The sequence below is a fragment of the Marinobacter sp. genome, assembly GCF_041687235.1.
Lineage (GTDB): Bacteria > Pseudomonadota > Gammaproteobacteria > Pseudomonadales > Oleiphilaceae > Marinobacter.
Genome location: NZ_JAWLCH010000001.1, coordinates 15,517 through 29,111 on the forward strand (window position 1 = coordinate 15,517; position 13,595 = coordinate 29,111).

The following is a 13,595-nucleotide window of genomic DNA, read 5'->3' on the forward strand; positions in this document are numbered from 1 at the left end:
GCCGTGAGCGCACGCCTGGACTCCCTCGACATTCATCCGCTTCGAAACGATCTCTACAACGAGCTGCATTCCCGGCCGTTTCAGGTACTACCGACGCCGGCGCGGGTTACCCAGATGGCGGTGCTGACCACACCGGAGCAGCGTGAGCAGCAATTCCGGCATCTTCAGGAACTCCACCGGCTGATGGGGCGTCCGGTGCCGGAGAGCGAGGTAGGCTGCTTTGAACACACGTTTGGTTCTCTCCGGGTCCGGCGCGAGATGCACATGGAATTCGCGTCCTACACCTTCATCAATCTGGACGCGGGCGATGAAACACCCTTTACCGAGACCGGCATTACGCCGCTGCCCGAAGGTTGGCTGGAGCAACTGACCGGTACCGTGATCGCGGCATTCCACCTGGAAGTCCGGCCCGCCGCTGACGGAACCGAAGGCGATCTGGACTATGTTCGCAAGCACTTCGAAGGCATGCGACTGATTGGCAGCAGTCCCCAGGAGGGTGCCGCACGGGTATGGGGCACCTTCCGGCTGCACAGCGATGGTTTTGGCCGGTTCATGGTGATGAACCACCACATGTCGGACAGCCAGCTGGGCCGTCTGACCCAGCGGTTGATGGAGATTGAAACCTACCGCCTGATGTCGCTGCTGGCACTGCCGGTTGCCCGGGAAATCACGCCGTCCCTGAACGACATGGACGAAAAGCTGGCGGTGATCACCCGTTCACTGGCGGAAAACGAAGATGTGGACGAAGAGAAACTGTTGGCCCAGCTGACCAACATTGCAGCCCGTATCGAGGCCTTCCGGGCCCACTCCACCTTCCGTTTCTCCGCCACCCGCGCCTATCACCGGCTGGTCCTGACTCGCCTGGAGGAACTGCGGGAGGACGAACTTTCCGGCCACCTGACCCTGACCGAGTTCATGACCCGGCGGCTGACTCCGGCGGTGAAAACCTGCGAAGCAGTCAGCGAGCGCCTCGAAGACCTGTCCCGCCGGGTAGACCGGGCCTCAGACATGATGCGCACTCGGGTGGAGCTGGCTATCCAGAGCCAGAACCAGCAACTGCTCAGTTCCATGGACCGGCGATCCAAAATTCAGCTGATGATGCAGCACACCGTGGAAGGTTTCTCCGTGGTGGCCATCACCTATTACCTGATCGGCCTGCTCAAGTTCGGTCTGGATTCGGTGTACGAGGCCGGTGTCGCCTTCAACAAAACTCTGGTTCTGGGCATCGCCATTCCGGTGGTGATGGCCCTGGTCTTCCTGGGGGTTCGGGTGGTTCACCATCACTTCATCAAGATGGCAAAACGGCAGTAGCTACTTCAGTCTGCCCAGATCCCGTTCACCGGCAAACTGCCGGTAGAACTGCTGGGCCGTGCGACCGTTGCGCACGCCCTTGGCGGTAGCGAAGCGAATCGCCTCCCGGTGCAGGCCTTCCCGGTCATCAAAGTCGGGGAACAGCGCGTCCACGGCCTGCAGATACACTTCCTGTGAGAACGCATAAAACGACAACTGCAGGCCGAACCGGTCCGCCAGGGAAACCTGCTCCTCAATGGCCTCCGCCGGGTGCAGTTCACCGTCCCGCATCTCGCTCTTGAGGTTATCGGACATGAACTCCGGCATCAGGTGGCGCCGGTTGGAGGTGGCATAGACCCGCACGTTCTCCGGTGGCAGCTCCAGGGAACCCTCAAGCACGCTTTTCAGGGCCTTGTAGCTGGACTCACCGACATCAAACGACAGGTCGTCGCAGAAAATCACGAACCGGAACGGCAGGTCGCAAATGTCGTCGACAATTTCCGGGAGGTTGACCAGATCATCCTTGTCCACCTCGATCATCCGCAGCCCGCGCTCCTGGTAGCGATTCAGCAGCGCCTTGATCAGCGACGACTTGCCCGTGCCCCGGGAGCCCCAGAGCAACGCGTTGTTGGAGGGTTCACCGGCAAGAAAGCGCTCGGTATTGCGGGCCAGGGCCTGCTGTTGTCGGTCGATACCGGTCAGATCCTGCCATTGCACCGGATCAAGCCGGCGGATGGCGCGAAGCCCCGAGCGATGGCGGCGCCAGACTGCAGCCGCGGTGGATTGCCAATCAAACGATGCCGTTCCGGACATAAACCTCTTTCCTATTCCGTCCCGGGCCAGCCTGTGAAACACTGACCCTGTAAAAACCGTGATAACAGGAGACTTTACCCCAAATGGCCGTAAAATCCGTCGCTTTGGTGGCACACGACAACAAGAAAAAGGAACTGGTGGACTGGGTGGCCGAAAACCGCACCCGTTTTGCCCCGCTGAAACTCTACGCCACCGGCACCACCGGCCGGCTGCTCCGGGATAACCTGGAGCGGGATGATATCCATTGCCTGCTCAGCGGCCCATTAGGGGGTGATCAGCAGATCGGTGCCAAGATTGCTGAGGGCGAAATCGACCTGTTGGTGTTTTTCTGGGATCCCCTGGAGCCCCAGCCCCATGATCCGGACATCAAGGCATTGCTGCGTATTGCCGCACTCTGGAACATCCCCGTGGCCTGCAACCGGGCTACCGCGGAGTTCATCCTGACCTCGGCCTACATGACCGACGATCAGCATCAGCCGAGAAAGCCCGACTTCTCCGATTACACCGGCCGTTCGGTCAGCGCCTGAGACAGTAGGCAAGGCCGGTGGTTATGACTACACTGAGAACGTAGCTGTAGAGGACCGCCGGCACCCTGATGAACACCCTCGCCACCCCCTGCCAACCCCCGTTCACGAGCGTGGCTGCCGCCGTTCTTCTGGTACTGGCCTTCCTGCTCGTCGCCCCGACAGTCGAAGCAGAACCGGGATCAGATCCTGTTACGGTTGGCATCGTGGCTGACAACAAACCCTATTCGTTCAATGAGGGACGGGGCGCCTCCGGTTTTTCCGTCGACATTCTGCGGGAAGTGGCGGAACAGTCCGATCTGACGTTCACTTTCAGGGCCGGCAGCTGGCCGGAGATCTATGGCGCCTTCATGCGCGGTGAACTCGACGTGATTGACGGCATCTCCTTCCGGCAGGATCGCGCCGAGCAGATCCTGTTCACCGAGCCTTACCATATCCGACAGACCTACCTGATGCATGACACCCAGAATCCTGTCGGGAGCATCAGTAGCATCGAAGACCTACAGGGTCTGAGGGTGGGTGTCGTAAGGGACATCTATTACCGAGAGTCACTAACCGACAAAGGCATCAGCCTTAACACCTATGATTCTCTGCACAGTCTCATCCGGGCCCTGGCGTTCGGATGGGTAGATGTGATTATCGGGCCCGAGCTTACCTTGCAGTACTACGCCAACGAAGCGGGTTTCCGCTTTCTTGCCATTGCCGGCGAAGCACCGCTGGGCGATCTCGCCCGGGAAGACTTCCGCATCGGTGTTCTGAAAACCAACGGGACACTGTTCGAGCGGATCAGTCATGGCCTGCAGCAGATTGCCGACCACCGCAAACAGGAATTGCTGGAGCGCTGGCAGGAGTTCGGCGGCGCCAGCCTCTCCGACGCCGGAAACTTTGTACTCAGCCCCGAGCAGCGCCGGTTTATTGCAGAGACCGGGCCGGTGCGGGTTGGACTGATGCGGGACTATGCTCCCTACAGTTTTGAGAGTGGCACGCGTATCCAGGGTCTTACCGTGGATGTGCTCAACCGGCTGTCGGACCTGACCGGGTTACAGATCATTCCAGTGGGTGGTCAATGGATTGAACTGCTGCCGCTGTTCAGGAACGGCGAAATCGACCTGCTGGCCAATATGTCGTTCAGCCCCGAACGCACAGCTTTCACCCGCTTCACCGAGCCATACCACACCATACCCAACGTGGCCTTTACGAGGGATCAGGGCCTATCCATGAACACCGTTGATGACCTCAAGGGGATGCGAGTGGCGCTGGGCTCCGGCATCTATTACGAACAACCGTTGCAGGAAGCACTGGGAGACGACGCCCGCATCTTTACCACCCAGGATGCCATGTTTGAGGCCCTCGCCAGGGGCCAGGTGGATGTGGTTTTGGCGGCACTGCCCAACGGCAATTTCTGGATTCGCGAACTCGGCATTCCAGGCGTCAGGATCGCCGGTGAACTGGTTCTGGAGGACCTGCCCGGCGAAGATCTGCGATTTGGCGTGCGCCCGGGCCTCGCACCACTGGCCGGCATTCTTGATCAGGCTCTGGCCACCATCAGTGCCGAAGAAATCCGCGCGATCGAGAACCGCTGGCTTGGGGCCAGCGGTCCAACCCGACAGCCCGGCACCGGCAGGGCAAACCTGACTGAAACAGAACTCACCTGGCTGGAGAAACGCGGCAACCGGGTATCCATGTGCATTGATCCTGACTGGTTACCTCTTGAGGGAAGAGACGCCAACGGCCATCACGCGGGTCTGTCCGCAGAGGTTTTCCGCCTGTTTGCCGAGCGCACCCCCATTCGTTTTGAGGTAATACCCACCGACAACTGGCAGCAGTCCATGAGAGCCGCAAGGGATCGGCAATGCGATCTGCTGGCCATGGCCATGAAAACACCGGAACGCTCCGAGTTCATGAATTTTACCGAGCCCTATCTGGAAGTTCCCAATGTTGTCCTTGGACGCATAGAAGCACCCTTCATTGAAAGGGTCGGGGACCTCCGCGGCCAGAAGGTGGGGGTCGTGGAAGGCTATGCCTTTGCCGAGCTCCTGCAAGACCGCTATCCATCCATGGAACTTGTGGAGGTCCGCAACGAACAGGATGGGCTCCGGCGCCTTCAGAACCACGAACTGGATGGCTACATTACAACCCTCGCGACCGCCAGCTTCTACATGCAGGAACTGGGTCTTGCGGACCTGAAAGTCATTGGCAGGATACCGGCGGACTGGTCACTGGCCGTCGCCATCCGGGACGACGAACCGGTTCTTCTGGGCATCATGCAGAAGCTGGTGTCCAGCCTGACCACCGAAGAGCGACGGAGCCTGGAGAGCCACTGGCGGAACATTCAGTTGAAGCAGACGGTGGACTATACCCTGATCTGGCAGCTTCTGTTCGCCGGTGCTCTGGTGACTGCCCTGCTGGTTTACTGGAACCGGAAGCTGGGCCGCCTGAACCGCGAACTGGCGGTTGCCAATGAGACGCTGGCCCGGCTGAGTGTGACCGACGACCTTACGCAACTGGGCAACCGCAGCTACTTCGACCAGGAATTCCGCAAAAGCTTCCAGTGGTGCCAGCGACACAATTCCGGTTTTGCCGTTGCCATGGTCGACGCCGACCACTTCAAAAAGATCAACGACACCTTCGGTCATGAGGCCGGTGACCTTTGCCTGAAAGCGCTGGCCGATACCATGCGCAAGCACTTCCGTCGTGAAACCGACCGGCTGTCGCGATTCGGCGGCGAAGAATTCGTGGTCTTTGCCAGTTACGAAGACAGTGATGAAATCCGAAACCGGCTGGAAAGCTTCAGGGAAGCCGTTGCCAGCGCCTGCAACATATGCGGTGGTAATGATATCCGTCTGACCATCAGCATTGGTCTGGCGACAGGAATCCCGGGCCCGGAGGACACTCCGGCAGAATTTCTCAGGCAGGCAGACCAGGCCCTGTACCAGGCCAAGCAAAATGGCCGGAACCGTCTTGAGGTGCGAGCGGTCTGATCGGGAGTGGTGCTAAGATGCGGAAAACACAAGGACAAGGAGAACGCCATGGCACGTATCTACGAGGACAACTCACTTTCCATTGGCAACACGCCACTGGTAAAGCTAAACCGGGTGAATGACGGCGCCACCATCTGGGCCAAGATTGAGGGCCGCAACCCGGCTTATTCGGTGAAATGCCGGATTGGTTCGGCGATGATCTGGGACGCGGAAAAACGCGGCACCCTGAAACCCGGCATGACGATTGTGGAGCCCACCAGCGGCAATACCGGTATTGCGCTGGCATTTGTCGCAGCGGCCCGTGGCTACAAACTGGTATTGACCATGCCCGCCTCCATGAGTCTGGAGCGACGGAAAGTGCTGAAAGCCCTGGGCGCGGAGCTGGTACTGACGGAACCGGCCAAAGGCATGCCGGGCGCCATCGCCAAGGCCGAAGAGATCTTTGCCTCCGATCCGGACAACCATTTCCTGCCCCAGCAGTTCCAGAACCCGGCCAATCCCCGTATCCACGAGGACACCACCGGGCCGGAAATCTGGAATGATACCGACGGCGAAATCGACATTTTCGTGGCCGGCGTTGGAACCGGGGGCACACTGACGGGCGTGTCCCGCTACATCAAGGGCACCAGAGGCAAACAGATTGTCACCGTTGCCGTTGAACCCTCGGATTCTCCGGTGATCACCCAGGTGATGAACGGCGAAGATCCCAAGCCCTCTCCGCACAAGATCCAGGGCATCGGCGCCGGATTCGTGCCCAAGAACCTGGATCTGGACCTGGTCGATCAGGTGGAAGCGGTATCCAATGAAGAAGCCATGGATATGGCTCACCGGCTGATGCAGGAAGAGGGTATTCTCTGCGGCATTTCCTGCGGCGCGGCAGTGGTGGCTGCGGTACGAATCAGCAAGCAGCCGGAGTACCAGGGCAAAAACATTGTGGTGGTGCTGCCGGATACCGCCGAGAGGTATCTTTCCACTGCATTATTCGCCGGCCAGTTTGGCGAGCAGGAAAACGTTCAGTAAAACGATCACAGGGCGGATCCGGAGCCAGAAGAGGGATTACCCTCTTTCTCTGGATCCTGGCCGGCGTTGGGCTCATCAGGTTTTGCGGATTCCGCCTGTTTCATCAGCATCATGCCCCCCTCCATAAGCAATGACTTGAGCCGGGGATCTTTCTGTTCGGCAATACCCACAGCGAAAGCCATCAGGGCCGCTTCAAGGGGATTCTCCTTGATCACGTTGCGAATCGCGTCGATGCCAGAGCCCGACTGGTTATCAGAGCCATTATGACGCTTGCTGGAAGAAACCGGGCGCGTCAGGCGATGAAATACGAGCGCAAGCACAAGCATACATACAAACCCTGCCAACGCCATGGCGCCGGCCTCGCCGAGCCAGGGTGACAGCCCAAGCACGGCTGCCTGAACCAGCAGATAAAATCCGAAAAGCAGCAGGGCGGTGAGCAAAACCATCGCCAGCAAAAAACCGATGATCGCAGCGGCAGCCTTGCGCACCGCACCCTGGACCTGAGCGGAATCAAGCATGATCAGCGATCAAGCATCTTGCCTACCAGTATGCCCGCCAGAAACATGATGATTATGCTCAGGAAGGGTCGTTCCTCAATCTTGTGTTCAACATCGTGAAAGGCCTTGTCTCCGATATCCTTGGCACGATTCAATGCGTCATCGCCCTTCTGTCTGACCTGATCAAAGGCCTCCCGACTCTCACGACGGATCTCATCCCGCAGACTGCTGATGTTGCTTTTCTGGCTTTCCGATATCGTCCGGGTCAGCTTGGCAAAATCTTCGCGCAACTCCTGAAGATCCCGCTTGACCTGGTTATAGTCGTCCTGGGTGGATTTAGCTTCCATGTTCTGCCTCCTTAAACAATAAAGTTACTGCTAATTTGGCGCTTCCATAAAATGAATGCGCACCCACCGGCCATTAATACTGGCGAGTGCTCCTTAAGCGTAGCACATGGAATTCAGGTACAAGTTACCGGCCGGTAACTCATCGGTTGGCTTTTGAAACGCCGGCTTCATAATATGCACGCTGTGTTCCTGGACAGTCTCCAAATAAGCCAGCGACGAGTGCCCCGAACAAAATCGGGAAGCTCAGCGAGACCGAGTTAGCCCGCTTCTGCCCAGATTCTATTTCAAGCGTTTATCCAAGGCTCTCTTGAACACTCGACGGCACTTGAGATGACAGGCGCTAGCGAAACCAGTAGTCGTTCTCCATTGAAATGGGAAGTTCCGGAACATGCCGAGCCTTTCTACTTTCCTCAGCTTGCTCCGGGCATATGAACACCTGAAGTTAGGCTCTGGACTCACCCCGGTCCACTCAACGGGTCAAGATCTGCTTGGTGGTGGCACCATATTGTTGCCGGATATTGTCACCGTATATTGGCCGCTAGGGTCGCAAAGCGAACGTTCAGGTAGTGCGAGAACTGTCGCTGATGGCAAGATCTTTCATCGCATTCTGCGGAATCGTTTGAACCGATTGACCGGATCGATTTCCGAGCCGCCTTACCCCTAAAGCATGCGTTTAAGGGTGTCGTCCTGCTTCAAAAAGTGGTGGATCAGCGCCATGCCAATATGACCGGCGATCAGCGCTGTAAGGGCCCAGGCCAGCGGTGAGTGCAGTTGCCCCAGCGTAGCAGCCCAAGCGATTTCATCACCCTTGGCGAAAATATCGATACCGAAGGCCGAAACGCCGTAGCCGTTGCCCACCATAAACAGCATGCCGGTAATCGGCATCAGCAACAGGCCCAGATACAAAAGGCCGTGGCCGGCTTTTACCAGCATAGCCATGGCCAGGTCCTGTTCCGGGCGCTGGTCCCGCTGGCTGGCGGCCCAAAACAGGCGCACAAAGATCAGCACTAGGAGCAGAGAGCCAATGGAAATATGAAACGGCACCAGTGTCTGGCCTACCCAGTGCTCGCCCTCGGTAATGCGGTCCCCGAATTTGAGCAGTTGCCAGGTCACTAGCAAGGCCATCCCCCAATGCAGGAATTTACTGACCGAGCCATAGCGTTGTTTGGAATCATTGATCATCATTTTCTCCTTGCTAAATTGGGCTTAGCCGAAGCGGAAGCCAGACAGTTGTGTTTTCATCACCTGTTGTGTGTAGACACGTTGACCGGCGTCGTCACCGGCCGCGCCGGCCGCCACCATCAGCGGGATCAAATGTTCTTCATGCCCGCGCGGGTGGCAGTCCAACGCGTGCGGCGCGTCCATCCAATTCCCTAAGCTTCGAGTTCGCTCCTCACCGCCTGATTCGACTGTATCGCTCAGCCAGCGATCAAACTCTTCTGACGGAGCCGTGTAACGGTAGTCGCCGTAGCCGCGCATGTTATGGAAGCTCATACCGCTGCCCACGATCAGAACCCCCTCGTCACGCAACGGAGTCAGCGCTTTACCAGCAGCTAGATGGGCCTTGGGGTCTACGTCCATATCCAGTGATAGCTGCACGACCGGAATATTCGCCTCCGGAAACATCAGCTTCAACGGGATAAACGCACCGTGGTCAAATCCTCTCTCGGCTTCCTCCCGGGCCGCCAGCCCTGCATTTTCCAGCAGGCCGATCACTTGCTTCGCAAGTTCCGGATGACCCGGCGCTGGGTACTTGAGCTTGTAGGTATGCTCGGGAAAGCCGTAATAGTCGTAGATCAGCTCCGGGGCTTGGCCAGAGGTGACCGAAAACTCCGGGACCAACCAGTGCGCGGAAACCAGCAGAATTGCTTTGGGCCGCTCCGGCAGTTCATCCTCGATGGCCCTTAGGAAGACTGCCATGTCATCCCAGGTGTCCACCGGGTTCCAGTCCATAAAAAAACAGGGGCCGGCGCCGTGCGGAATAAAATAAACCGGCTGCCTGACTGCGGCTGGCGAAGATGTGCTCATGGCCCCTTCCTTAAACTCTCATAGATCATGAACGCACTATAACCAACGCAAAAAAGTGTGAGAACATGCTTTTTATCACCAAGAGCTTTAACCGAGAGTGCGAAATAAATGCTGGATCGTTTTACAAGCATGCGCGTATTTGTTCGGGCCGCAGCTGAAGGCAGTCTGTCTGCCGCTGGTCGAACGCTACATATGTCACCAGCCATGGCCACCAAACACGTAGATACTCTGGAGGCGAGGCTGGGGGTAAAGCTACTGCATCGAACCACCCGTCAGCTGACGCTCACGGACACCGGCCGCGAATACCTGGATGCGTGCCAGCGCATTTTGCGGGAGCTGGATGAGGTAGAATCCGATGTCTCAGCCCAACGACACGAAGCCACCGGTCTATTACGGATGAATGCTCCACTATCGTTCGGACTGCGCTTCATTGCACCACTCATTCCTGCTTTTACCCATCAGTATCCAATGGTCGAAGTAGAACTGGACCTGAACGATACTCGCCAAGACCTGCTGAAAGATGGCTGGGATCTGCTCATACGCGTTGGACATCTGGAAAACAGTGAATTGAGAGCTCGGCGAATGGGTGACTGCCCAATGGTCATTTGCGCAGCACCGGCCTATCTGGCCCGCCACGGCACCCCGAGGCGTATTTCAGAGCTGTCCGGTCACAATTGCCTGAGTTACACCCTGTCACCACAGCAAGCTAACGGCACCTGGGCTTTTGGACGGAAAGGCGAGATTCAGGTGCCAGTCAAAGGTAACCTCAAAGCAAACAACGGAGATGCCCTGCTTTCTGCGGCTTTGCATGGCCAAGGTATTATCTACCAGCCTCATTTCATCGTTTCGGAAGCCTTGGCCAGCGGTGAATTGGTCGCACTGGAACTCGATCATCCACCGCTGGAGATTGGAGGCGTGTACGTCATGTTCCCTCCGGGCCACCGCCTACCTCTCAAAGTGCGGGCCATGATTGATTATCTGGCAGATGAGCTTGGGACGCTCCCCTAATTGCAAGCCTCCCCTTGGCACCAGCGCCTGCTGCGCTTATCTGAACCAGAATATCGTCCATGTAATTCGCATGGAAGGCATCGCGCCTTTGCTGCCATTACGAACGGCAGTGTAGCTTCTCATTGATTTCCTTCCCTTATTCGCAAAACCTGCGCCTGAGTGCAGTCCCTCAACATCTCGAACGCGCCCAGTGCGGTCTCTTTGCCGATCACGAACGGATGCGCTTCCCCATCCTGCCGTTCTGCCAGTGCTTTAATGCGCTTTGCAGACCCGTCGCGCGTGGGGTGATTAGAGACAAACACGTCAACATTGGCGGCTTTGGCTTCCAGGCGAAATCGCTCGGCTGCATCTGAATAGGACTGGATGCGACGCTCAACGGGACCATAGTTAAGCCCCGTGCCGCCCCACAATGCAGCCATGTGACGCTCTCCTTTGTCATAAACTGGAAAAATGAGCGACATCGTACCCGGCGTATGGCCTGGGGTTACGTGCAGCCGGACAGTCGTCTCTCCTAGTGTGATAGTGTCGCCATCGTTAATGGATATATCCCGCTCCGGGCGCTCGCCCCAGCGGGAACTACTGAAATCGAGAACAGGTCGCTCCAGAATGGTCCATTCAATGTCACTCATCACAACTTTCGGCTGGTATCTAGACACTAGCAGTTCCTGGCCACCGTAGTGGTCACCATGGCCGTGTGTGATGACCAAATACCGCAAATCGTTTGGATCAAGCCCGAGTGTCTTCAGACCACCGACAATATATTTTTCCGCCTCAGCGTTGTTATTTAGCGCGTCGATGATGATCAAACCTTCTGATGTTTCGAGCACCCAACTGGCCACTCCGCCCGTGCCTACGTAATAAAGATTGTCGAAGACCTGGGTAGGTGCCAGAGGCTCGGAGCGCCTCCTGGAGCGGTTCTGCTTCTTTCCGTCTCCCGATCGTTTTTGAGCGGCGTCGCGTATCGGATCGTCAATGTTGCAGATACTGGCAAGGCCGGGAAAATCCTCGGCATGCACCAGCCCCCTCGCTGCCATTTCGCGGGCGGTCAGGGTCTCCGCCGAGACGGCTACTGGCAGGGCCGTCGCACAGGCCAGGACGAACAAAACAAAAAACGTGCGTGTCATAGTCATCCCTTAAAATGCTCCGAAACCAATATTCAGGCCAAGCCAGTAACGCCTGCCATCGCCCACGTAACCGAATTCATCGAAGGTTTGCGGCTCGTCGAATACGTTGTAGATGCCCGCATGTACTTTGACATTCTTCGTCGCCTGCCAGGAGCCTCCAATATCCGTCACGGTCGTTGCCGGCGCTTGATTGGTGCGCCTTGCTTGAAGATTTGTCGGCTCACTCTCTTTGCCACGATGGTTGACTTTTACCCAGCTGCTGGCGGCCTCGTTGATCTGCCAACGGGCATTCAGAACGAGGAGATGCTCTGGGATCTGGGTTAGTGGCTGCCCTTCGTTTTCCCCGGAAGTCTGCTTGGATCGGGTGTTGGTCAGGCTGGCATCCAACGTCACGCTTGGCAGCACCTCTGCGCTGACGCCCAGCTCCACACCACGTGTCTCCGCGGTATCAACGTTGATATTGTAACGGGCGGTCGCGGGCCCGCAGACACTTTGAGGGCAGGCAACGACCATCAGTTTGTCTTCGAACGAGTTGTGAAAAACGGTCATATTGGCCTGAAAGCGGCGAGAAGGCCGGTAATAGAAGCCCAGCTCTGTATTAACTGAGGTTTCAGGTTCCAGATCCGGGTTGCCGTAGATATCGCCACCCCGACTCTCCTGAATCCAGTTCGGTGAAAGCTCCCTGAGGTCTGGCGTTCGGTATCCGGTGGATACGCCAGACTTGAGTGTCCACGCCTCGTTGATATTCCATACCCCATAGACACGGGGGCTTATATGACTGGCGTACTGATCGTTGTCATCCAGGCGGGCTCCCAGAGTCAAGGTAAAGCTATCCGAGACCAGCCATTCATCTTCGGCAAAGACTGACCATTGCTCATTGCTGATCCGGGTAAGGCTGCCGGCGTTCGTGGTTTCGTCCTGAAGCTCGTTGTCCTCGTAGCCGACGCCCAGGGAGAGGATATGGAACCCCACTGGAAGTGATATCTGGCTTCGTGCGGTGCGGTTTTCGATCGTAATGTCTCGACCTTCGTTTTCAACAGACTCGTTCTGGAAGAACGAGTCTGTGGTGAGCGAACTATACGAGCCCGAATGATCCAATGACATTGCCTGGCGATTATTGATGGTTTCGCCACTATTGGTTCTGGCAGGCACGGACTTACCCGAGGTGAAGGTTCTTTCCTGTTCGTATCCGCTGTACGTCAGAGTGAAAGTGTCGTTGGCTGTCGGGGTAAGGTCCAGAGCGGCTTGATAGCTGGAGAGTTCATTGCCACTGAAGCCTCGCTCGATATCATCTTCATCTCGGTCAAAATACGCCGCCGAAATCTGAAGCCCCAGCAGCCCATCCACAAGCGGACCTGACGCATTCACCTCAGTGCGGTATTCATCACCCGAATCGGAGTTTTCCTGAACAACCGTTTCAGCGCGTAGGGTTCCTCGCCAACTGTCACCGGACTTACGGGTAATGATGTTGATCACGCCACCAACGGCATCGGAGCCGTACAGAGTCGACATAGGGCCCCGGATAACCTCGATACGTTCGATGGTTTCCAGAGGGGGCAGCCAGCCCTGCTCAAGACCACTGCTTCCATTCGGTTGGGATTCCCGACCGGATACTTTCCGGCCATCAACCATCAGTAGCGTATATTGGGCGGGCAAACCGCGAATGGTGATGTCTTTGCGCGAGCCTCCACCGGATACCACGACGCCCGGCAGGTCCTCGATGACATCCGTAATATCGCGGTAAGAGCGGTTTTCAATGTCCGACCGGCTAATAACCCCGATAGAAGCCGGAGCCTGGAGAATCTCCTGCTGATGGCCCGTTGCAGAGACCACGATCTCGTCCAGTTCAACCGGAGTCGCCTGTACCTGGATTGCGGAACTGGCGCCAGCTATCGCAATAGCCGAAGCCACCAGGGAAGCACGGTGGCGCATGAATAATTCCTTATGTTGGATAACGTTTACA

At 57.2% G+C, this 13,595-nt stretch carries 12 protein-coding genes; 5 read left to right on the forward strand and 7 right to left on the reverse strand.

Annotated elements, in window-relative coordinates; translation table 11 throughout:
* The first annotated feature begins 3 nt into the window (after nt 1-3).
* Nucleotides 4-1,311: a DUF3422 family protein gene (locus tag ACESMK_RS00075; protein WP_372994038.1), complete on the forward strand. Its 1,308-nt coding sequence runs from the start codon at nt 4-6 to the stop codon at nt 1,309-1,311.
* On the opposite strand, the gene ACESMK_RS00080 is transcribed toward ACESMK_RS00075, so the two are convergent.
* Nucleotides 1,312-2,103 (reverse strand): ATP-binding protein, encoded by a 792-nt coding sequence (locus tag ACESMK_RS00080; protein WP_372994041.1) that lies wholly within the window; start codon nt 2,101-2,103, stop codon nt 1,312-1,314.
* 83 nt (nt 2,104-2,186) lie between these two features.
* Here ACESMK_RS00080 and ACESMK_RS00085 point away from each other — a divergent pair, with 83 nt between their 5' ends.
* From ACESMK_RS00085 to cysK, 3 genes are all read left to right on the forward strand, one after another.
* The gene (locus tag ACESMK_RS00085) at nt 2,187-2,630 is read left to right on the forward strand and encodes a methylglyoxal synthase (protein ID WP_296935554.1); all 444 of its coding nucleotides are present in this window, start codon (nt 2,187-2,189) and stop codon (nt 2,628-2,630) included.
* A gap of 68 nt (nt 2,631-2,698) precedes the next feature.
* Nucleotides 2,699-5,608, forward strand: coding sequence for a transporter substrate-binding domain-containing protein (locus ACESMK_RS00090; protein WP_372994043.1), 2,910 nt, complete (start codon nt 2,699-2,701; stop codon nt 5,606-5,608).
* A 48-nt stretch (nt 5,609-5,656) separates the two neighbouring features.
* Nucleotides 5,657-6,628 (forward strand): cysteine synthase A, encoded by a 972-nt coding sequence (gene cysK / locus ACESMK_RS00095; RefSeq protein WP_372994045.1) that lies wholly within the window; start codon nt 5,657-5,659, stop codon nt 6,626-6,628.
* A 5-nt stretch (nt 6,629-6,633) separates the two neighbouring features.
* On the opposite strand, the gene ACESMK_RS00100 is transcribed toward cysK, so the two are convergent.
* The 4 genes from ACESMK_RS00100 to ACESMK_RS00115 form a co-directional block, all read right to left on the reverse strand.
* The gene (locus ACESMK_RS00100; RefSeq protein WP_372994047.1) at nt 6,634-7,146 is read right to left on the reverse strand and encodes a hypothetical protein; all 513 of its coding nucleotides are present in this window, start codon (nt 7,144-7,146) and stop codon (nt 6,634-6,636) included.
* Nucleotides 7,147-7,148: 2 nt separating this feature from the next.
* Nucleotides 7,149-7,472: a YqjD family protein gene (locus ACESMK_RS00105; protein WP_372994049.1), complete on the reverse strand. Its 324-nt coding sequence runs from the start codon at nt 7,470-7,472 to the stop codon at nt 7,149-7,151.
* A 660-nt stretch (nt 7,473-8,132) separates the two neighbouring features.
* The gene (locus ACESMK_RS00110; protein WP_372994051.1) at nt 8,133-8,654 is read right to left on the reverse strand and encodes a cytochrome b; all 522 of its coding nucleotides are present in this window, start codon (nt 8,652-8,654) and stop codon (nt 8,133-8,135) included.
* A gap of 24 nt (nt 8,655-8,678) precedes the next feature.
* On the reverse strand, nt 8,679-9,500 hold the full coding sequence (locus ACESMK_RS00115) for a DODA-type extradiol aromatic ring-opening family dioxygenase (protein ID WP_372994053.1): 822 nt from the start codon (nt 9,498-9,500) through the stop codon (nt 8,679-8,681).
* Between the two features lie 108 nt (nt 9,501-9,608).
* Between ACESMK_RS00115 and ACESMK_RS00120 the strand changes: the two genes are divergently transcribed.
* Nucleotides 9,609-10,508, forward strand: coding sequence for a LysR family transcriptional regulator (locus tag ACESMK_RS00120; RefSeq protein ID WP_372994055.1), 900 nt, complete (start codon nt 9,609-9,611; stop codon nt 10,506-10,508).
* Nucleotides 10,509-10,627: 119 nt separating this feature from the next.
* Here the strand turns inward: ACESMK_RS00120 and ACESMK_RS00125 are convergent, their stop codons facing one another.
* Both ACESMK_RS00125 and ACESMK_RS00130 read right to left on the reverse strand, forming a co-directional pair.
* Entirely contained in the window at nt 10,628-11,632 is a 1,005-nt protein-coding gene (locus ACESMK_RS00125) for an MBL fold metallo-hydrolase (RefSeq protein ID WP_372994057.1), read from the reverse strand.
* Nucleotides 11,633-11,641: 9 nt separating this feature from the next.
* Entirely contained in the window at nt 11,642-13,564 is a 1,923-nt protein-coding gene (locus ACESMK_RS00130; RefSeq protein ID WP_372994059.1) for a TonB-dependent receptor domain-containing protein, read from the reverse strand.
* Nucleotides 13,565-13,595 lie beyond the last annotated feature (31 nt).